Here is a 20930-nt window from a genome sequence, read left to right on the forward strand (position 1 = left end):
CTGATTCCGTACGTGTTCACAGGTCCCCTCTCCACGCGAAGCGATGCCGCGCTGTTGTAGCAGAACTACCTCGGGCATTCCACGTGGATCCGCTTCTAATGCGATGGGATGGGCATTCGGACCCCCCGGCTCGTTATCATGGGCGGCTTCGGGCGCCGTGACGCCCGGCTCGGACACGCGCTTTCCCATGATCTCTTTTCGTCATTTCGCCCTGCGCCGCGGCAGCCGGCTGTTGCTTTCCGACATCGACCTGGTGATCCAGAGCGGCTGGCGGCTGGGCGTGGTCGGGCGCAACGGCTGCGGCAAGTCCAGCCTGTTTGCCGCCTTGCAGGGCACGGTGGAACCCGATGCCGGCGACCTCGACCTTCCCGCCCGGATCCGCATGGCCTCGGTGGCCCAGGAGACGCCCTCGCTGCCTGATCCGGCCATCGAGTACGTCATGGGCGGCGACGAAGAGCTGGCAGCGGTGTTGCGCGACGAGTTGGACGCCCAGGCCCGCGGTGACAGCGAAGCCATGGCCCGCGCGCACCATCGCATCGAGGAACTGCACGGCTATGACGCACGCGCCCGCGCCGGTCGCCTGCTGCATGGCCTGGGCTTTGCGCCGGAAACACACGAGACGCCGGTGAAGGAATTCTCCGGCGGCTGGCGCGTGCGCCTGAACCTGGCGCGCGCGCTGATGGCGCCGTCCGAACTGCTGCTGCTCGACGAACCGACCAACCATCTCGACCTTGACGCCGTGCTGTGGCTGGAGGAGTGGCTGCGTCGCTACCAGGGCACGCTGCTGGTGATCTCGCATGACCGCGAGTTCCTCGATGGCGTGATCACCCACACGCTGCATCTCACCGACGGCAAGGGCAAGCTCTACACCGGCAACTACAGCGCGTTCGAACGCCAGCGCGCCGAACATCTGCGCCAGCAGCAGATCGCGCACGAGCGCGAGCAGGCGGAGCGTGCCCATCTGCAGTCATTCGTCGATCGCTTCAAGGCGAAGGCGAGCAAGGCCAAGCAGGCGCAGTCGCGCGTGAAGCGCCTGGAAAAGCTCGCCGGCACCGAAGCCGTGCGCGCTGAACGTGCATTTCGCTTCCAGTTCGCCGTGCCCGATCGCCTGCCCGATTCGATGCTGCAGCTGGAAGAAGTGGAAGCGGGTTATCCCGGCACGGACAACGAGGCGGCCGCAGTGATCCTGCAGCACGTGCGTTTTCGTCTGGAAGCTGGCGAGCGTATCGGTCTGCTCGGTCCCAACGGCGCTGGTAAATCCACGCTGGTGAAGACCCTGGTTGGCGAGCTGGAGCCGCTGGGCGGCGAGCGCAAGGCACACAAGGACCTGAAGATCGGCTACTTCGCCCAGCACACGGTGGAAAGCCTGCACGAAGGCTCCTCGCCGTTCGATCATCTGCAGGAGAAGGCACTAGGCGTAAGTGCGCAGGCCATCCGCGACTTCCTCGGCACCTGGAATTTTGCCGGCGACCGCGCGTTCGAATCCGTGGATGGATTCTCCGGCGGCGAACGCGCACGCCTCGCGCTGGCACTGATTGCCTGGGACAAGCCGAACCTGTTGCTGCTGGACGAACCGACCAACCATCTGGATCTGGATATGCGCGAGGCCCTGGCCGATGCGCTGGCGGACTTTGAAGGCGCGCTGGTGCTGGTCTCGCACGATCGCCACCTGCTGGGCCTGGTGTGCGACAGCTTCTGGCGCGTGGCCGATGGCGCGGTCGAGAGCTTCGACGGCGACCTGGACGACTACGCGCGCTGGTTGCGCAGTCGTGGTGCTACCAGCAAGAAGAACAAGAAAGCCGCAGCCGAGGTGAAGCCGGTCGTCGTGGTCGAGTCGGCTGAAGAGCGCCGGCAGCGTGTTGCCGCCCAGCGTGAAAACGAAAAGTCCACCCGCCAGCGCGTGAAGAAGATCGAGACGCGCGTGGCGACGATCGAGGGCGAACTTGCCACGCTGGAAACGAAACTGGCCGATCCGGCGACCTATAACGGTCCCACCGCCGAAATGATGCGACTGAGCCAGCGCCAGACCGAATTGCGCAAGGAGAAGGAAACGCTGGAAGCCGAGTGGCTCGAACTCTACGAGCAACTGGAGGCGTGAGCCGATCCATGCACACGCCGCCGCGCCTTCCGCTGGAACTGTGGCTGCCTGACCTGGCGCGCTTCGAGCCATCGCATCCCATGCGCGCCCTGCTGCGCAAGGCTGATGGGCAAGCCATGGCGGCGCGCGGTTATCTCGCCGGCCTGGCCGAACGTTTTTCCGTACCGGGTGGCAACTTGCCGGCCGGAGCACTCACGCGGGAACTGATTGCCGGCGACGCCGCGGACGTGCAGTGGTTGTGTGCCGATCCCGCCTGGGTGCAACCCGATCTCAATGGCGCACGACTGCTCGCCTGCGGCCAGATGCAGTTGGACATGGCGCAAGCGCGGGCGCTGGCAGACGCGCTGGAACCAGTGTTCGCCGATGCTGGGATGGTGCTGCATGTGTCGTCTCCCGATCACTGGCATGTGTGCCTGCCGGACGGCGAATCGGCACCTTCGCTTGCCGCGCCGGAGCAGGCGTTGGGCGAGGACCTTTACGAACATCTGCCTGAAGGTGCGAACGGCCGGCGCTGGCGCGTATTGCTCAACGAAGTGCAGGTGATCCTGCACCAGCACCCGCTGAATGCGGAGCGTCGTGAACGCGGCCTGCCGCCGATCAACAGCCTGTGGCTGTGGGGTGGTGGTTCGCTGCCGGGCGACGTGCGTACGTCGCTGGCGGGCGTGATCAGTGACGATGTGCTGCTGACTTCGCTGGCGCGCCGTGCCGGCATTGCCATCAACACGCGCACTGCGCAAGCCGTCAGCGCGGCGAAGGCCGGTTGGCTGCTGGACCTGCAGGACCTTCCCGCCGAAGAGATCGATGCGCATTGGTGGGCCGCCATCGAACAGCTGGCCCTGAGGCAGCCCTTGCTGCTCAGCTTCGCCAGTGGCGAGCGCTGGCTGCATCGTCCCTGGCATCGACTGCGTTTCTGGCGCGGAGGTGCACGATGAAAGTGTTGCGCCTGCGCCGCCGCGAACCGCTGGGCGAGCCCAGTGGCTGGAGTATGGACGTCCATCCGGTGCTTCAGCAGGTGTATGCCGCACGCGGCGTGTTGTGTCCGGCGGAAGCGGAATATCGGCTGGCTCGCTTGCTGTCGCCCCAGCAGCTGGGCGGCATGCGCGAGGCAGTGGCGCTGCTGATCGAAGCGATTCGCGGCGACTGGTCCATCCTCATTGCGGGTGACTACGACTGTGACGGCGCCACGGGTACGGCGGTCGCCGTGCGTGGCTTGCGTCTGTTGGGCGCGCGCCATGTCGATTACGCCGTACCCAATCGCTTCGTGCACGGCTACGGCCTGAGCCCCGCCTTGGTGGAATCGCTGCAGCCGAAGCCGCAGTTGATCGTCACCGTCGACAACGGCGTGGCCAGCGTGGCGGGCGTGGCGGCGGCGCAAGCGCTCGGCATCCGCGTGATCGTCACCGACCATCATCTTCCTGGCGAGCAGTTGCCGGCGGCGGATGCGATGGTCAATCCGAATCTTTCCGGCGACGCCTTCCCCAGCAAGGCGCTGGCGGGCGTCGGCGTGATGTTCTACCTGCTGTTGTCGCTGCGCGCGGCTTTGCGGGAGCAGGGTGCGTTTACGCCGGGCGCGGAGCCTGATCTGTCGGTGCTGCTCGATCTCGTTGCCGTCGGCACGGTGGCGGATCTGGTGCCGCTGGATTTCAACAATCGCGTGCTGGTGGAAGCCGGCTTGCGCCGGGTGCGCGGCGGCCATGGTTGCGCAGGCGTCACCGCGCTGGTGGAAGCCAGCCAGCGCAGCCTTGCCACGCTGTGCGCGAGCGATCTTGGTTACGCGATCGGTCCTCGCCTCAACGCGGCGGGGCGGCTGGAGGACATGCGCATCGGCGTCGAATGCCTGCTTACCGACGATGCCGCGCAGGCTCGCCACTACGCCCAGTTGCTCTCCTCCATCAACCAGGAACGCCGCGAACTGCAGGCCACGATGGTGGCCGAAGCCGAAGTGATGGTGGCGCAGGCGGCGGATACCGATGCCGTTGGTGTTGCCCTGTTCGAGCCCAGCTGGCACGCCGGCGTGGTCGGCCTGGTCGCGTCCAAGCTCAAGGAGCGCCTGCATCGCCCGGTGATCGCCTTCGCGCCCGCGAGCGAGGACATGCAGGATGAATTGCGCGGCTCGGCACGCTCCATCGCGGGGTTCCATATTCGCGATGCGCTGGCCATGATCGATGCGCGACACCCGGGCCTGATCCTCCGTTTTGGCGGCCATGCGATGGCCGCGGGCCTCAGCCTCAAGACGTCCGACTACGCGCGCTTCGCCGACGCCTTCGACGCGATCGCGCGCGAATGGCTGGACGACGATCGCCTGCAGGCCGTGCAACTCACCGATGGCGAACTTCCACCCGGCTCGGCCACGCTCGATCTTGCAAGACAGTTGCGCGCCGCTGGGCCATGGGGACAGGCGTTCCCCGAGCCGGTGTTCGACAACGTGTTCGAATGCGCCAGTTGGCGCGTGATGGGCGAGAAGCATCTTCGACTGAGCCTGCGCGATCCGCGCGACGGCTCGATCCACGATGCCGTGATGTTCAATGCGTACGACGGAACGCCGCCGCCCGGCGTCATTCGCGCCGTCTACGAACTGGTGATCAACGACTGGCAGGGCCGCGAGAGTGCGCGCCTGCTGTTGCGGCATATCGAGTTGCCGTAATGGGCTAGACGAGCAGCCCGATGAGGTGGCTGAAGAGCACCTTGGCGGGTATCACCGTAAGCCAGATCGGTGCGAACGGCACGAGGGTGGCAATCACCAGGGACGCTGCGACGCGCGGGTCGAACAACGCGGGGCGCATGTCATAGACATTCGACGCGACGCCATACAGGTCGGTGGTGGACGAGAAGTCCGGTTCGCCCAGCGCGGATGAATCGATGGTTTTGCCCTGCGCCAGCCACTTGGCCTCGAAGGCGGCACCGAGGCGCGCGGCCAACGCGCCGTACTCGAACACGCCGCGCCGGCGAGCGAGCATCAGTACCCGCGAAAAAAGCAGTGGCGGGCTGACCAGCAACACCGCCACCACGATCGCCGTGACCACTGGCACGGCCATGTGATCCATCGGATTGAGATGGAGGTGGACCACCTCGTTGCCGAAAGTGCCGGCGGTAATGACGCCGATGGCGAATGCGAGCGGCGCGAAGGTTCGTGGCGACAGCGCAATGAAGTCAAGCCCGGCGACCTTGTCGGGATGCGACGGCACCAGGCGAAGGTTCATGCGCGATACCAGATGCAAAAAGCGCATCCAGACCCCGAGGCGCCATAGCCAGCTGAGGATGAGGCCGAGCACCAGCGGCATGCTCACCAGCAAGTGCCACCATCCGGCCATCGAGAGGCTAAGCGGTCCGGTAGAACGCTGCCAGTCAGTCAGGGCTTCGGGCGACACGGTAACCGCAATCATCGCTATGAGCGAATACACGACGATGGTCATGCCGACGGACGGCCAAACGCCAAGACTCAAGCGCCGCGCCGAGGCGACGGCATGGTCGTAGCGGGGCTGGTCCTCCGGCAGGATCAGGCCCGAACGCGCGAAGTACTGCGTGATCGCTTCGAGCCTGGGCAGGATGATGTATTCGGACAGGATCAGGATGGGTACGGCCAATACGAAGCGCGCATAGGTGGCCACGTCGGTGAAGAAGCTTGCCGATGATGCACGGCCCAGCACCAGCCATTGCACCAGGCACAGCAGCGCCTGCGGTACCCAACCGATGGCCACCGCAATGAGGATGCGTTGCAGGGCTTCCGTTCGGTGCTCGGGCTTGATCAGGCGCGCGCGCCTGAGCACGGCGACGTGGCGGGGCTCGTCGAAAATGCTCTGGCTTTCCCCGCTCACCGGATCGACAACTCCATGGACGTCCGAATGAATCAAAAGTGCCAAGTCAGGCTGAAGGCCGGTCCGCCCAGCTCCAATTTCTCGAGAGATTTGTCGCTCGCACTTTCCTTGTACTGCACGTCGCGATAGACCAGCGCAATGTCGCCCCAGCTGAAGCCGTAGGCCACGCCGGCGACGAGCTGGTATGTGCTGTCCGAATCGCCCGAGCCGACGTCCACGTAATAGGGGAAGAACCAGTTCTTGTCGTCGAATGGCGACCATCGGCCGCGCAGGCCGACGATCGCGTCGGTGACGTGCGTCTGGTTGTTGAGATGGCCACTGTTGGCGAGATTGACGTTGCCGGCGTTGCCATTGAGGTTGAAGTTCCAGTTGAGATTGCCCTTCAGCCAGAGATAGCGCCCGCCGAACAACAGGTCGACAAAGCCTTGCTGGCCGTGGGCCAGCGTGTACAAGCCTGCCAGGTTGACCATGCCACCCTTGAAGCCCCATCTGGTGTTCAGGTTTGCGCTGGCACCAATGCGATCGCCGCCAATATTCGTGAAGCGGCCGTTCTCATTCGTGAACTTCACCCAATCGAGGTCGGCAAACATGCCCCAGTCGCCCTTGCGGATGTCACCCGCAAGCATGAAAGCACCGCTCAGATGATCAAGGATGTTGTTGTCCGACTTGGTTTCGACCGAGGGACCATTGGGCACCTGGAACCTCGACTTGGCAGTGACACCCGGCAACCATCCGTAAGGCGTGATGCTGCCGTGCCAGTTTCCATCCCATTGATCGGGCGTGTCGGCATGGGCCGGGCGCGCGCCCCATGTGGCACAGACGGCCAGCGCGACGAGGGTGAGCGAAAAAAAGCGACGTCCAAACGTGATGCGGTGCATGGCTGACACCCGGAACGCTGGAAAGGTGCGCCTATGTTGGAACGATGCCGTCCGCGCTCAAAGCGAAGTATTACCTAGCCGCCCTTGCGTATTTCTACGGGCAAGGTAAGCACCGCGAAAGATGCGGCTCGGGACTAAGTAATTTTACGCAGATCCGCTTCCGCATAAATGCAGTGGTCAAGTCCGCCCCTGTGGATCAAGCTGGTGTGAGCGCGATGGCGGCATGGGAGCGACACCATGAAAACGACGATGCGTTGGGGTTGTGTGCGGTGTCTTGCATGGCTGCTGTTGGTGCTGCCCGTTGCTGTTTGCGCGCAGAGCCAGGGCGCAAGCCAGCCGCAAAGCCAGGCTCAGGATCAGAATCAAGCTCCGGCCCAGAGTCAGAAGATATACACCAATCAACAGCTCGACCAGATGCTTGCGCCGGTGGCGCTTTATCCCGATGCGTTGCTCTCGCAGATATTCATGGCCGCCACCTATCCCAGCGATGTGGCGGAAGCAGCGGCGTGGTCTGCGGCCAATCCCAAGGCGCAGGGTGACGACGCGGTCAAGCAGGTGAACACCAAGCCCTGGGATCCCAGCGTGCAGTCGCTGGTGGCTTTCCCGCAGGTGCTCGCGCAGATGAAGCAGCATCCCGATTGGGTGCAGAACGTGGGCGATGCCTTCCTTGCCCAGCCCGACGACGTGATGGCGTCGGTGCAGCGCCTGCGCTCGCAGGCCAAGGCCGCGGGTAACCTCAAGTCGAACCAACAGCAGAAGGTAACCGAACAGGCCGCACCTCCCGGGTCGTCGGAAGGCACCACCATCATCCAGATCGAACCGTCCGATCCGCAGGTGGTGTACGTACCGGCGTACAACCCGACGGTGGTCTACGGTTCCTGGCCTTATCCGGCCTATCCGCCAACGTACTGGCCGCCGCCCTATGGTTACTACCCCGGGCAGGCCTTGGCGGCGGGCCTGGCGTTTGGTGCGGGCATCGCGATCACCGGGGCGTTGTGGGGCGGCTTCAACTGGGGCCATGGCGATGTGAACGTCAACGTCAATCGCTACAACAGCGTCAACAACGTCAACAATCGCATCAGCGGCAATGGCAACCAGCGGTGGAATCACAATCCGGACAACCGGCGAGGAACGCCCTATCGCGACTCCGGCAGTCGCCAGCGTTTTGACCAGGGGCGCGCTGGTGCACAGCAGCGCGAACAGTTCCGTGGCCGCAATGGCCAGATGGATGCAAATCGGCAGCGTTCATTGCAAAGCTTCGACCGCAGCACCAACAACGGCTCGTCGATGGCGGCGCGCCGTGGCGCGGGTGAATCCGGCGCCGCGCTCAATCGTCCTTCCGGCGGCAATCGCGCAGGGCAGGGTGCGGCCAACCACGGCAACTTCGGTGGTGGCAATCGCGGCGGCCAGGCATCCCAGCGGGGCAACTTCGGCAGCCAGAATCACGGTGGTGCCCGCCAGGGAAGCGGCCCGCACAACAACGCCTTCGGCGGATCGCGCTCGCCAGGTTCGTCGCACTCGCAGATGAATCGTGGGCAGGCGAGCCAACGCTCGATGTCCCAATCACGTGGCGCCGGCGGCGGTGGTGGTCGGCAAATGTCTCGCCCTGCGCCCCATCGGGGCGGCGGTGGCGGACGTCGTCGTTGAGGAGGATGACCATGAACCGCAATCCATGGACACTTCGTCTGGCGCTGGCCCTCAGCTTGTGGTCGGGCTGCATGATTTCAGCAGCCGTGCTCGCGCAGGAGGCCAGCTATCCAACGGCCGACGCCGCCACCACGGCATTCGTGAAGGCATTGCGCGACAGTGACAAGGCCGCGCTGGCCAAGGTACTCGGCGCCAACTGGAAGGACTACATCCCCACCGACGACATCGATCGCGACGATGTCGATCTGTTCCTCAAGCGCTACGACGAAAGCCATCGCATCGAAACGGCGGATGGCGCGGCGCATCTCAATGTCGGCTCGGAAAACTGGGTGCTGCCGTTGCCGCTTGTGCAGGGCGCGGGCGGTTGGCATTTCGATCTGAAGAAAGGCGCCGAAGAGATACGTGTGCGCCGCATCGGCGCGAACGAGCTGTCCGCCCAGCAAGCGATGCTGGCCTACTACGATGCCCAGCGTGAGTACGCCACCGAAGACCATGACGGTGACCACGTACTGCAATATGCGCAGAAGCTCAGGAGCAGCCCGGGCAAACAGGATGGCTTGTACTGGCCGGTGAGCGGCGACGAGCCGCTCAGTCCTCTGGGCGAACAATTCGTGGGCGAAAAAGTGGGCAGCGGACCGGACTTCCACGGTTATCGCTATCGAATCCTGACCTCTCAAGGACCGTCCGCCCCGGGTGGCGCATACAACTACGTCGTGGGTGGCCGCATGACCAGCGGCTTCGCACTGATCGCCTGGCCCTCTCAGTACGGCGAAACGGGCGTGATGAGTTTCATGGTGAGTCATGACGGCGAAGTCTTCGAGAAGGACCTGGGCAAGAACGGCGCGGCCACAGCGCAATCGATGAAATCATTCGATCCCGACAGCAGCTGGGAAGAGGTGAAGCCCGCCGAATGACGGTGCGTTTCACCTGCATGAACATCGGCTAGGTAGTTCTACGCACGAGTTCACCGAGTAATTGCGCTGTTGGCGTGCGTCATGGGCAGGCAAGCTGGCCCCATGCCGCATGAAACGACTGAAGCGCGCTTGCGCCAATGCATGGATCAGGCGGCCCATCGCAACCACAGGACGAGGGCCGGGATGTCGCGCAACACGCCATGGGCTTGGGCACTGGTGACGATGCTGGCGTGCGGGTCGGCAGGTGCGAATGAGCCCAGCGAGGCGGACCCATCCCCAGCCTTGCTGGCGCCTGCTGGCTTCGCATCGACTGGAAATGCAGCCTCCCCACTGTCGCCTGACGGGCCGCCGCCGGCCGGGAAGACATCGTGGTGGGACAACTTCAAGGATTCCAAGGACGGCGACCTCGACATGTCGCAGTGGCTGCTCAAGCACAAGGGCGCGCTGCTGGTGCCCATCATCATCACCGAGCCGGCGGTGGGCACTGGCGGTGGATTGGCAGCGGTGTTCTTCCATCGCCCGGCGCAGTCGGAGGAATCGAAGGAGCGTGGCGAGCGCCTTCCTCCGGATATCTACGGCATCGGTGCGTTCAAGACCGAAAACGGCACGTGGGGCACGGGCCTTGGCGGCAGCTTCCACTTCGACGACGACAGCTGGCGTTATGCCGGACTGGCCGGCAAGGCCTCGGTGAACCTGGACTTCTACACGCAGGGGACGCTGCTGGAGCCGCGCAAGATCGGCTACAACCTCGATGGCATTTTTTCCTACCAGCAGGTGTCGCGGCGCTTTGGTCGAAGCGACTGGTTCGCGTCGGCGCGCTGGATCTACATGGATCTGGATAGCCGCCTGAACCTGCAGAGCGACAACCAGTACTTCAAGCCGAAGGACTTTGCCCAGCGCGCATCGGGCCTCGGGCTTGGCCTGAGCTATGACTCGCGCGACAACACGTTGACGCCTTCCAAGGGCGTGTTGTGGCGCCTCGAAGGCACGGCCTACGCGCCGGCGTTCGGCAGCGACAACACGTTCCAGACCTATCGCACGCACATCTACGACTACATTCCTTTCGCCTCAAGCTGCGTACTGGGCTTGCGTGCCGACCTGCGATCGGCGCGCGGCGACGTGCCGTTCTATCAGTTGCCGTCGATCGACCTGCGCGGCATTTCCTATGGGCGATACCAGGACCAGAACGTCGGCATGCTCGAGGCCGAGCTGCGCTGGAACCTCAACCCGCGATGGGCGCTGTTGGGTTTCGGCGGCGCCGGCAAGGCGTGGGGGCGTAGCATCAATTTTGGCGACGCCTCAACCCGCACGACCGAAGGCGTAGGCTTTCGCTATCTCATGGCGCGCGCGCTGGGGCTCTATGTGGGCCTGGACTTCGCACGCAGCCAGGACGACCACGCCTTCTACATACAGGTCGGCAGCGCGTGGCGGTAAGCGGGCACCGCCGTCAGTTGATCGTGTAACCCTTGCCCTTCATGCACGAGCCATAGGCCTGGTTGAAGTTGGTGGCGTTGTTGCTCTGCGTCTGTGTCGCCGCCGCGTTTTGCTCGCGACGTTGCTGGCGTGCGCGCGCACCGCCTGCCACCACCCCCGCCGCCGCGCCGACGGCCGCACCATGCCCCGCATCGTCATTTGCCACGCCGCCCACCACGGCGCCAGCCGCGGCGCCGCGCGCCGCACCACCCACGCGCTGACCACCGCCTACGGCGGGTCCCGTCTGCTGTGCGGGCACGGGTTGCGATGGCGCGTTGCTTTGCGCCCAGGACATGCAGGCGCTCTTGTCGGCCTGTTGCTGGGCCGCGTCCTGCCCCTGCGCGGGATAGGGTACCGGGGCCGGCGGTGGCTGCTGCGCCACTGCATTGACTACGACGGCGGAGCAGAACAGGGCGATGGAACATGCAAACGTGGTTTTCATGGCGATGCTCCGTGAAGCAAGTGAATGGCGGCGCAGCGGCCGCAGGACGTCAGGGACAGGGTTCGTCTTCCAGATGGACGGCCGTGTCATAAGGGCTCAGCGGGATCAGGCCGAGACGCTCGGCTTCCCGGATCAGCGCCACGCCGCTATGCACGCCGAGCAGGTCGAGCAATGCCTGGCGATGGCTTTCAACGGTCCGCACCGAAATGCCCAGTTCCGAGGCGATTTCGCTGGTGCGCTGGCCGCGCGCCATACATTCGATCACTTCGCGTTGCCGGCGGGTGAAACGGTAGGTCGCTTCTGGCGCCTGCAGCAGCGAGGCCATCAGCTCGGGACTGACAAACTGGTTTCCCGCCGCGACGGCGGCCATCGCGCTGTAGAGCTCGTCGCTGGTCGATTGCTTGAGGACATAGCCATTGGCGCCAGCCATCATGGCTTCGCGCACGATCAGCGGCTCGCCATGGGTGGACAGCACGATGACGGGAATGGCGCAGCCTTGCCTGCGCAGCCGGCGCAGGGCCTGAAGCGCGCTGACCGGCGACATGGCGATATCGGTAATGATCAGGTCGATATCGCCTGCCAGCGCAGCCAGCACCATGGCTTCGCTGTCATGCACGATCCGCACGAAATCCGTGCGCCGAGCCATCAGGCCGGCGAGGCCTTCGGCGACGCAGCGATGCTCGTCGGCAAGCAGCACGCGAAGCTTGCGCCTGCCCTTGGCCACCTTGGTATGTTCGCCCGACATGCTCAGTTGTGCTCCGTTGCCGGAACGATGACTGCCCCGCGCGTGAAAGCTGCAGACCACGCACGCGAAGATGGTGCAGGACCGTACGACATGGAGGGTCTCCCGGCGTGATTTTTTGCCCCTTTGGCTGCCGCAAAGCTTGGGCCTTTTGCGAGCGCGTGATAAGCGAACTTTCACTCAAACTTGCCCAGTAAAAATACTGTCCCGGCGGGCATCGGCAGGCGCTTGTTGGAGGCATGTGCCACCCGCGTGCCTGCATGTTCTCGGTAGAACTACGCAAGTCATCACGAAGGCATGACGGCCATCGTGGGGAAATGCGGAACACCCGGTCGGGACGCACGCTGCGAGCCGGCCATCACCGGATGGGGTGTCGCCTGTGCGGTTGTCGCGGGCGTTCGGACGGATCGTTGGGGAGCGCATGAGCGAGATGACGCTGGATGGCGGTTTGCCCCACCTCGTGCGTGGCGCCGGCATGCTCGTCGTTGCAGCCCTGACCCAATGGCTGTCGCTGGCGTTGTGGAACCACCAGGGCGAGGTCCTGATGATCTGGCTGCCGGGTGCGCTGCTGCTGGCTGCATTGCTCTGCGATCCGGGCCGTTTCTGGCCCGCCTACGATATCGGCTGGATAGCGGGCCTGCTGGTCATCACCAGCATCATGCAGGCACCGACAAGGGGCCTGGCGGCGGTCTACCTGTTGGTCATGGGGCTGATCAATCTGACCGCATGGGTGATCGCCAGGCTGCGCCGGGATCTGCCCATCGACGACTTCCTGCGACTGCTGGTGTTCGTGGTCACCGCCGTGATGCTGCTGCCGATGCTCTCGGCCGGCGTGGCTTTGGCAATAGGCGTAGCTTGGCCTCTGCCGGTGTGGCTTACCGGACCGTGGTGGCACGTCGCGCTCGCCGATGCCCTGGGCTACGCGTTGTTGCCTCCCGCCATCATCAGCCTGGCGAACCCCGCATCGTCGCTGCGCCGCGATGCGCTTCCGAGCTGGAACATGCTGCTGATCACCACCATCGCACTGGTTTGCCTGTGGTTGGGGTGGCGCGAGCTGGGCAGTTTCGCAACGCTGCGGCCGCTGCTGCTGCTTGCCCCCGTGCCGCTCGCCATCTACGTCGCGCTGCGCGCGCAGATCCCGGGAACCAGCGTGGTGAGCCTGGTGGTGGGCGTCATCGCCATCCAGCTCAGCCTGTCGATGGAAGGCCCGTTCGTGCAGGGTGAAGAGACACACACCACGTTGAGCGTGCAACTGTGGATGCTGGGCATGGCTGTGGCTTCGCTGTTCCTGGCGGCGTTGGTCGAGCAGCGCCGGACCACCCAGCGTGCACTCTCGGTCAGCAGCACGGAGGTGCGCGAACTGGCCGGCCGCCTGATTGTCGCGCAGGAGCAGGAGAGGGCACGCATCGCGCGTGACCTGCACGATGACATCAATCAACGGTTGGCTGTTGCTTCCATTCGCCTGAGCGCGCTACGTCGCAAGGTGGATGAGAGCAATCGGAACGATGTCAGCCAGCTGCAGAGCGAGCTGATCGCGCTCTCCGAGGACGTGCGCCACCTTTCACACGACCTTCATCCCAGCATGCTTACTCAGACAGGGCTGACGGCTGCATTGGCGGGGCTTTGCCAGGCGCAACGCCAGCGAGGCGGGCCCAACATCGAATTGAAAGTGTCGCCACATGCCAAGGATCTTCACGAGGACGTGGCGCTTTGTCTTTATCGCGTGACGCAGGAAGCACTTGGCAATGCATTGAGGCACGCCGACGCGCAGTGCGTGGAAGTCTCGCTGCAGATCGGCGACCAGCATGTGGATCTCACCATAAAGGATGACGGCAAAGGATTCGTCACGACCGCCGAGGGGCATCGGGGGCTGGGACTTATGAGTATCGATGAACGTACGAAGCTGCTTGGCGGCAGCTGTCGACTGCATTCGACTCTGGGGAAAGGGACTGAATTATGCATATGCATTCCGCTAGGACCGTATACGCCGCTGCACGGCCAAGCCTGATCATTGCCGACGACCACCGCATGGTGGCCGAAGGCGTGCAGCACATTCTCGACGACGATTTCGAGTTGCTCGACATGGTGTCCGACGGCGAGGCGTTGATCGACGCGGTGCGTCGATTGCAGCCCGACCTTGTCGTGGCCGACATCAACATGCCTCGCTGCAACGGCATGGATGCGCTCAAGCGGCTTCGGCAGGCGGGTATTCGCACGCGTTTCGTTTTCCTCACCATGCACATGGAACCGGCGCTGGCAGTGGCGGCGCTCCGGGCCGGCGCCAGCGGCTACATCCTCAAGAGTTCGGCCGGCGAAGACCTGCGCAATGCGGCGCAGCAGGTGATGCTGGGCGGCACGTACGTCACCCCTGCGCTTGGCGCGCGTTACATCAGCGGCCAGTCGGCAGATATGCGCAATCTCACCTCCAAGCAGCTGCAGGTGCTGCGGCTGGTGGGCGAGGGGCTGCGTTCCAAGCAGATCGCCTTGCAGCTCGGGCTTTCGGTGCGCACGGTGGAGGCGCACAAGTACACCATGATGCAGGTGCTTGGCGTGCATTCCACGCTGGAGCTGGTACGCCGGGCCGAGGACTTGGGGCTGCTTTTCTAGGCATTTTCCTGGGTCGCCGTGCTGCTCGTGCTCCGCGAGAGGCGGAACGCGTAGTTTTACTTAGTGGAAACTCGGTTCTCTTTCGGTGGCGGAAGTTTTCGCGATGGACGATGCTCCCCTCTGAGCCTTATCCGAGCGGGGACGAGCGTGACGCGAGCGACGGTCGTGCTGGCCGAAGACCACCCTCCTGTCGCCGAGCAGATCCGGGAAGTGCTTGGCGAGGAATTTGACGTGCTCGCAGTGGTCGGGCATGGCGAAGCCTTGGTCAAGGCGGTCAGGCGCCTGCGTCCGGATGTTGTCGTTACTGACATCAGCATGCCCGGCATGGATGGCATGCAGGCAGCACGCGAACTCCTCAACGACCGGCCGGCGTTGCCGGTGGTATTCATCACGGTGCACGATGACCCCACGCTGGCGCGCGCGGCATTGGCCATCGGCAAGGGTTACGTGCTCAAGGCGTCTGCGGGCGAGGAGCTCACGGATGCCGTGCATTGCGTGCTCGAGGATCGCTACTTCGTATCTTCCACACTGGGCCGCGTGGAAAGCCTCATTCGCTGATGGTCTCATGCGCAGATGCGCAGCGCCTCGCGAAGATCCTGGCGCAGCTCGGCGAAGCCTTCCCAGGGATCGTGTCGAAGCCTCGCCAGCCGGCGTGGGATCGAGCGCATGTCGAAATCCGACGCGCCCGTGCACTTGCCCAGATCCTGCCAGCGAAGTGGCGTCGCAACGGTAGCGCCGGTCCGCGCGCGCAGGGAGTACGACGTCACGCTCGTCGCGCCCCGCGTGTTGCGCAGGTAATCGATGAAGATCTTGCCGCGGCGATCGTCCTTGGCCGCCTTGGCGATGAAAGCGCTGGGTTGTTCCGCTACCAGCTGTTGTGCGAACGCCTGGCTGAAGCGCCGGGCATCGTCCCAGCGTTGCGTGCCACGCAGCGGCGCCACGACATGCAACCCCTTGCCGCCGGTGGTGCGCACGAAGCTTTGCAGCGACAAGTCCGCCAGGCGGCTTTTCACCAGTCGCGCGGCTTCGATCACCTCGCGCCACGCAACGCCATGTCCGGGATCGAGGTCAAACACCAGGTAGTCGGGTGTTTCCAGCGACGTGGCGCGTGCCGCCCACGGATGGAACTCGATGGCGTTGAACTGCACGAGTTCGATGATGGAGGTTGCGTCGCCCGGACACAGGTAATCGTCGGATTCCCCACTTTCCTCGCGCAGGCGGACGTGGCCCGCGTGCTTGAGTCCACGCATCGGATGCTTCTGGAAAAAGCCCGGCTCACCCAGGCCGTCGGGAAAGCGAAGCACTGAGACAGGCCGACCGATGACGCCTGGGAGGAACCAGCGCATCACCGCAGCGTAGTAGTTCACCACGTCCTGTTTGGTGAATCCCTCATCGGGGTACAGCACGCGGTCGGGATGGGTGATCTTGATGCCGCTGATGTCATTACCAGGCATGTGGGCATTCCTGCGCCAGCGCGTGCAACGCCGGCTTCATGACGCATGCGACGCGAGCAATTCTCGCAATCGCTCGTGCCTTACCAGGGCAGCGCCACCCTTCACCTCCAGCATCTTTCGCTCGGTCTCGCGTATCTGCAGCTCGCCGACCGGGTGGCGTCGCAATTGTTCCCGAAGCAGGTCGTTCTCCTGCTCCAGCAAGCGATACAGATTCAGCAGCTCATCGAATGCCTGGTACATGCGACCGCGCAGGTCATCCATTTCTTGTGACATCGCGCATGACTCCCGTCGTGAGAGTTTCGAACCTGCAAGCTATGCAGTTAACGACGGGTGAGAAAGTCGATGTGCGCAGCAAGGCCGTTCACGAGACGCTGCGCACACGTTCATTGATGCCAATTCATCGTGTATCAGGCGTGAAACAGTTGCGAACGGCGCCTCAGGGTGATGTAGTCGCATTCCTACGCGACACGATGTGAGAGGCCGATAGGCTTCTCGGCAGGATGAGGGCACTCTTGATCGGTCCCGGTCAATGGCACGGAAAGTTCCGCGCCTACGTGGTCAAGCAGTGGCGGGGCTCTCTTTCCCTACAGGGGTTGGATCATGGTCACCTACTCGCTCAAGCAATCCGCTGAGGGTCAGTGGAACGTGTGCCGTTCGGGTTCCTTGCTCTTCAGCCAACTGCAGCTTTCGGCTGCAATCAAACTGGCCCGTGAAGTGGCGCGCGAGGAGTACCTGCGCTCCGGGCACCCGGTCTGCGTGGAAATGCCCGGGCCGGAGTCGACCATTCGCCTGGCCAGGTTCGACCAGCCCACGCCGTCACTCGTGCAGGCCGCCTGATGCTTCTTCGCTGACGGCCCCCGGGCCGGGCATGTTGCATGGCCGCTTGTGTCGACGCGGCTGGCTGGGCAAAGTCGCAGGACCTCTTGCCCGGGATCCCTCCATGCGACTGTCGCTTCGCTGTACGTCCATCGCCTTGCTTGCGCTGGCGGCACTGCCGCTTCAGGCGACCTCGCTGCTTATCAACGCACGTATACACACGCTGGATCCTGCGCTCCCGGAGGCAACCGCACTGGCATGGAAGGACGATGGCCGCCTGCTGGCTGTCGGGGATTCCGCTGACCTCGAAAAGCGCTATCCCGACGCCACCAAAGTGGACGCGAAGGGCGCGACGGTTATCCCGGGCTTGATCGATGCCCATGGTCACATGCTGGGCCTGGGCATGACGCACATCCAGGTGGACCTGGTGGGCGCCTCATCCAAGGCCGAGGTGCTGGATCGGCTCAGGGCCGGCGCAGCAAAACTGCCGAAGGATGCCTGGCTTGTCGGTCGCGGATGGGACCAGAACCGCTGGGCGGGCAAGCAGTTTCCGACTGCCGCCGACCTGGATGCCGCGTTTCCCGACCGGCCGGTCTATCTGGAACGCATCGACGGTCATGCGTCCTGGGTAAATACCGCGGCGATGAAACACGCGACGAAAACACTGGATGGGGACTGGCAGCCCCAGGGTGGCCGCATCCTGCGCGTCGGCAAGAAAGCGACAGGCGTGCTGGTGGATGGTGCGGTCGGCCTGGTGGCCGATGCGATTCCGCCGCTGACGCACGAGCAAACGCGCGAGGCATACAAGGCGGCGTTCGCCGATGCGGTCTCCGCTGGCCTTACCGGCGTGCACGATCCGGGCACCAGCCTCGATGACTTCAAGGTGCTGCAGGAGATGGCCGCTGCTGGCGAAATTCCCCTGCGCATTTATGAAATGGCCGACGGCAACCATGCCGCGCTCGACTGGTTGTGTTCGCAGGGTGGTCGCTGGGCCGACGCTGGTGGCCGGCTGCAGATGCGCACCGTGAAGCTGTACATGGACGGCGCGCTGGGCAGCCGCGGCGCGGCGCTGCTGTCGGACTACAACGATGACCACGGCAATCGCGGCATCCTGGTGACCTCGCCGGACGCGTATCGCACGGCGGTGGAAAAGGCGTATCGCTGTCACGTGCAGGTGGCCACACATGCCATCGGCGATCGCGGCAACCGCATGGTGCTGGATACCTATCAGTCGGTGCTGGGGGAGCATGCCGACAGCGACCATCGCTGGCGCGTGGAGCACGCACAGATCGTGGCGCTGGATGACATTCCCCGCTTTGCCCAGCTTCGCGTGATCGCATCGATGCAGCCCACCCACGCCACGTCCGACATGCCGTGGGCCGAGCAGCGCCTCGGCGCGGAACGCCTGAAGGGCGCGTATGCATGGCAACGCTTCATCCACGAGCATGTGCCGTTGGCGTTCGGCTCGGATTTCCCGGTGGAACAGGTGAACCCGATGCTGGGCCTGTACGCGGCCGTCACCCGGCAGGATCTCAATGGCCAGCCTCCGGGAGGTTGGCTGCCTGACCAGCGTGTCAGTCGCATCCAGGCGCTGGCGGGTTTCACCCGTGGCGCGGCGTACGCCGCCTTCATGGAGAACGAAGTGGGCATGCTCAAGACGGGCATGCGCGCGGACTTCGTGATCCTGGACGCAGACATCATGACGGTGTCGCCGCGGCAGATCGCGGATCTGAAACCGGAGAGTACGTGGGTGGATGGGAAGCCGGTGTATCAGGCGAAGAACGCAAACGCCGCGCATTGATGCGCGGCGCAGGGTGCCGCTCCCTGTAGGGGCGCACCCTGTGCGCGACCGCCTTTCGCCTCGGTCTTTCCTGGCGTCATTCCTGCGAACGTAGGAGGCGCTTTACAACAGCCGAATGGCTGGTTATCCAGTGACCTTGCTGTTTGGTTCTGATGTGACGCTATCGCCAGCGTGCCGCTTACGACCGAAGGAAGTCCCTGTGGGACGCAGCGGGCGTTTCGACGTCCTGCCGGCCGCCGAGCCACCTTTCTTTTGCTGGCCCAAAAGAAACGTGGCCCAAAGAAAATGGCCTGAAAGGCTGGCAGCGCTTCGATGGATACAAGCTTGTCGACTGAAGCATCGACAATACGTGGTCTTACTGCCTCAAACGGCGCCGCTACCCCGCAACGCGTCGAAGTACTGAGGACTTAAAGCGAAGTCTCATCCCTCTCGGCGAGAGAGGGGCGTATCCGTCAAGCAACCAACACTGCTTGCAGTCATGCGCCCCTATCTTTCATGTCGCCCTTTCCTATAGAGGGAAAGGGCCTTCCATCACGCCGCCTTGCGCATCACCACGCCGATCGACGCATGAGCGGTCTTCAGCGATTCAACCTTGTTGTCCTCACCGAGGTTCACGCCTTCAGCGCGCACGAACTCCACGTCGGTGACGCCGAGGAAGCCGAACAGGGCACGCAGGTAGGTTTCCTGGAAGTCCATCGGCGCCGCGGCGCTGCCTTCGCTGTACACGCCGCCGCGCGAGGAGGCGACGATTACGCGCTTGCCGCCGGCCAGGCCTTCGGGGCCATTGGCGGTGTAGTGGAAGGTCTTGCCCGCCACGGCGACGCGGTCGATCCATGCCTTGAGCTGGCTGGGGACGGAGAAGTTGTACATCGGCGCGCCGATCACCACGACGTCCGCCGCCAGGAACTCTTCCAGCATCTGGGTGCCGAGAATCGTGGCCGGGTCGGCGGCGTCGGCCACAGGGGTCCAGTGCGGAAGGGGGTTGGCAACGAGATCGCGGTAGATCACTTCCGTAGCCGGCTGGTTCTTGGTGAACTCCGCTACGATGGCTGCGGTCAGACCGCGCGAAACGGAGTGGCTACCCAGGGCGCTGGCGTCGAGATGCAGCAGTTTCATGGCAATTCCTCAGTAACGGGCCGGACCATCCGGCGACAGAACTAAGGTATCCGGGAGACAATCTCCCGATAAGACGGGTAAAGTCGAACGTATTGTTCCCACAAGGAAACAGCGATGACGGTGTTGGACGGCGCCCTGCAGGATCTCAACGACCTGTACTTCTTCGCGGCAGTGGTGGAACACGGCGGCTTTTCGGCAGCGGGCCGCGCACTTGGGATTCCCAAGTCGCGCCTCAGCAAGCGCATTGCCCAACTGGAAGAGCGCCTCGGCGTGCGCCTGTTGCAGCGGACCACCCGGCGTTTCGTGGTGACCGAGGTCGGCGAACGCTTCTATGGCCATTGCCGCGCGGTGCTGGAGGAAGCCCGCGCCGCGCAGGAGGCAGTGGAAGAAGTGCGCTCCGAGCCACGTGGCGTGGTGCGCGTGAGTTGCCCGGTGTCGCTGGTGCAGACCGTGGTCGGGCACATCCTCCCGGAGTTCCTTGCGCAGCATCCGAAGATGCAGGTGCGCCTGCAGGCCACCGACCGGCGCGTGGACGTGATCGGCGAGGGCTTCGACATCGCCATCCGCGTGCGCAGCAAGCTTGATACCGACGCCACCCTGGTCATGCGCACCTTCGGACAATCGCGGGTGCTGCTTGTCGCCAGTCCCGACCTGCTCAAGCGCTACGGCCATCCCAAGGAACCCGCCGACGTGTCGCAACTGCCCGCGCTAAGCAACCACGAGCACGAAGGCGCGCAAAGCTGGGAGCTACTGGACGCGCAGAACGAGCGCATCATCGTCGATATCCAGCCGCGCCTGATCTGCGGTGACTTCGCAGCGCTACTGGAAAGCTGCAAGCGCGGCATCGGCGTGGCCCTGTTGCCGGAATTCGTCTGCGGGCCGGCCATCGCCCGCGGTGAGCTGGAAGTGGTGTTGCCCGACTGGAGCGTGCCGCAGGGCACCATGCACTTTGTCTACCCCAGCCGCCGCGGGCTGCTGCCGGGTGTTCGGGCTTTCGTGGATTTTCTTGCGGAGAGACTGCCCGATACCGTCCGCGAGAAGCATGCGCAGTGCAACAAGTACGTCTGACACTAGGGTGCCGCAGGGCACGTGTTAGCATCACCGTTTAGCCATCCAGACATCCGGAA

At 64.1% G+C, this 20930-nt stretch carries 19 protein-coding genes; 12 read left to right on the plus strand and 7 right to left on the minus strand.

The genetic code is table 11. The features are described from left to right. Positions 1-187 precede the first annotated feature (187 nt). From abc-f to recJ, 3 genes are read left to right on the plus strand one after another with little or no spacing between them, the layout of a single operon-like run. Complete coding sequence (gene abc-f / locus VFG49_RS01700) at positions 188-2098, plus strand: ribosomal protection-like ABC-F family protein (protein WP_324857764.1); 1911 nt, start codon at positions 188-190, stop codon at positions 2096-2098. Beyond that, positions 2095-3030: a phosphoglycerate mutase gene (locus tag VFG49_RS01705; protein ID WP_324857766.1), complete on the plus strand. Its 936-nt coding sequence runs from the start codon at positions 2095-2097 to the stop codon at positions 3028-3030. Before abc-f ends, VFG49_RS01705 begins: the two co-directional genes overlap by 4 nt. Then, complete coding sequence (gene recJ / locus VFG49_RS01710) at positions 3027-4742, plus strand: single-stranded-DNA-specific exonuclease RecJ (RefSeq protein WP_324857768.1); 1716 nt, start codon at positions 3027-3029, stop codon at positions 4740-4742. The genes VFG49_RS01705 and recJ overlap by 4 nt, the downstream gene beginning before the upstream one ends. Before the next feature lie 4 nt (positions 4743-4746). Here the strand turns inward: recJ and VFG49_RS01715 are convergent, their stop codons facing one another. Then, complete coding sequence (locus VFG49_RS01715) at positions 4747-5913, minus strand: hypothetical protein (protein WP_324857770.1); 1167 nt, start codon at positions 5911-5913, stop codon at positions 4747-4749. 32 nt (positions 5914-5945) lie between these two features. Further along, a complete protein-coding gene (locus tag VFG49_RS01720) occupies positions 5946-6791 on the minus strand; it encodes a hypothetical protein (protein WP_324857772.1) in 846 nt (281 codons plus the stop codon). Between the two features lie 237 nt (positions 6792-7028). On the opposite strand from VFG49_RS01720, the gene VFG49_RS01725 reads away from it, so the two are divergent. The 3 genes from VFG49_RS01725 (at position 7029) to VFG49_RS01735 (ending at position 10786) form a co-directional block, all read left to right on the plus strand. Beyond that, complete coding sequence (locus VFG49_RS01725; protein ID WP_324857774.1) at positions 7029-8438, plus strand: DUF3300 domain-containing protein; 1410 nt, start codon at positions 7029-7031, stop codon at positions 8436-8438. Positions 8439-8449: 11 nt separating this feature from the next. Further along, on the plus strand, positions 8450-9352 hold the full coding sequence (locus tag VFG49_RS01730) for a DUF2950 domain-containing protein (protein WP_324857775.1): 903 nt from the start codon (positions 8450-8452) through the stop codon (positions 9350-9352). Positions 9353-9763: 411 nt separating this feature from the next. Continuing rightward, positions 9764-10786, plus strand: coding sequence for a BamA/TamA family outer membrane protein (locus VFG49_RS01735; RefSeq protein ID WP_324857776.1), 1023 nt, complete (start codon positions 9764-9766; stop codon positions 10784-10786). A gap of 13 nt (positions 10787-10799) precedes the next feature. Here the strand turns inward: VFG49_RS01735 and VFG49_RS01740 are convergent, their stop codons facing one another. After that, positions 10800-11267, minus strand: a complete 468-nt coding sequence (locus VFG49_RS01740; RefSeq protein WP_324857777.1) for a glycine zipper domain-containing protein — start codon at positions 11265-11267, stop codon at positions 10800-10802. Positions 11268-11316: 49 nt separating this feature from the next. Beyond that, positions 11317-12012 carry a response regulator transcription factor gene (locus VFG49_RS01745; RefSeq protein ID WP_324857778.1) on the minus strand — a complete coding sequence of 232 codons (696 nt, stop codon included), beginning with the start codon at positions 12010-12012 and terminating at the stop codon, positions 11317-11319. A 418-nt stretch (positions 12013-12430) separates the two neighbouring features. Here VFG49_RS01745 and VFG49_RS01750 point away from each other — a divergent pair, with 418 nt between their 5' ends. From VFG49_RS01750 to VFG49_RS01760, 3 genes are all read left to right on the plus strand, one after another. Next, the gene (locus VFG49_RS01750; RefSeq protein ID WP_324857779.1) at positions 12431-14017 is read left to right on the plus strand and encodes an ATP-binding protein; all 1587 of its coding nucleotides are present in this window, start codon (positions 12431-12433) and stop codon (positions 14015-14017) included. After that, positions 13966-14616 carry a response regulator transcription factor gene (locus tag VFG49_RS01755; protein WP_324857780.1) on the plus strand — a complete coding sequence of 217 codons (651 nt, stop codon included), beginning with the start codon at positions 13966-13968 and terminating at the stop codon, positions 14614-14616. The genes VFG49_RS01750 and VFG49_RS01755 overlap by 52 nt, the downstream gene beginning before the upstream one ends. 147 nt (positions 14617-14763) lie before the next feature. After that, positions 14764-15174: a response regulator transcription factor gene (locus tag VFG49_RS01760; protein ID WP_324857781.1), complete on the plus strand. Its 411-nt coding sequence runs from the start codon at positions 14764-14766 to the stop codon at positions 15172-15174. Positions 15175-15179: 5 nt separating this feature from the next. On the opposite strand, the gene ligD is transcribed toward VFG49_RS01760, so the two are convergent. Continuing rightward, the gene (gene ligD, locus VFG49_RS01765) at positions 15180-16070 is read right to left on the minus strand and encodes a non-homologous end-joining DNA ligase (RefSeq protein ID WP_324857782.1); all 891 of its coding nucleotides are present in this window, start codon (positions 16068-16070) and stop codon (positions 15180-15182) included. Positions 16071-16106: 36 nt separating this feature from the next. After that, a complete protein-coding gene (locus tag VFG49_RS01770) occupies positions 16107-16343 on the minus strand; it encodes a hypothetical protein (RefSeq protein WP_324857783.1) in 237 nt (78 codons plus the stop codon). Positions 16344-16670: 327 nt separating this feature from the next. On the opposite strand from VFG49_RS01770, the gene VFG49_RS01775 reads away from it, so the two are divergent. Then, positions 16671-16907 (plus strand): hypothetical protein, encoded by a 237-nt coding sequence (locus VFG49_RS01775; protein WP_324857784.1) that lies wholly within the window; start codon positions 16671-16673, stop codon positions 16905-16907. 103 nt (positions 16908-17010) lie between these two features. Continuing rightward, positions 17011-18687: an amidohydrolase gene (locus VFG49_RS01780; RefSeq protein ID WP_324857785.1), complete on the plus strand. Its 1677-nt coding sequence runs from the start codon at positions 17011-17013 to the stop codon at positions 18685-18687. 531 nt (positions 18688-19218) lie between these two features. On the opposite strand, the gene VFG49_RS01785 is transcribed toward VFG49_RS01780, so the two are convergent. Continuing rightward, positions 19219-19803, minus strand: a complete 585-nt coding sequence (locus tag VFG49_RS01785; protein ID WP_324857786.1) for an FMN-dependent NADH-azoreductase — start codon at positions 19801-19803, stop codon at positions 19219-19221. Between the two features lie 114 nt (positions 19804-19917). Here VFG49_RS01785 and VFG49_RS01790 point away from each other — a divergent pair, with 114 nt between their 5' ends. After that, positions 19918-20871: a LysR substrate-binding domain-containing protein gene (locus tag VFG49_RS01790; protein ID WP_324857787.1), complete on the plus strand. Its 954-nt coding sequence runs from the start codon at positions 19918-19920 to the stop codon at positions 20869-20871. Positions 20872-20930: the final 59 nt, after the last annotated feature.

This window comes from Dyella sp. (genome assembly GCF_035685885.1).
Classification (GTDB): domain Bacteria; phylum Pseudomonadota; class Gammaproteobacteria; order Xanthomonadales; family Rhodanobacteraceae; genus Dyella.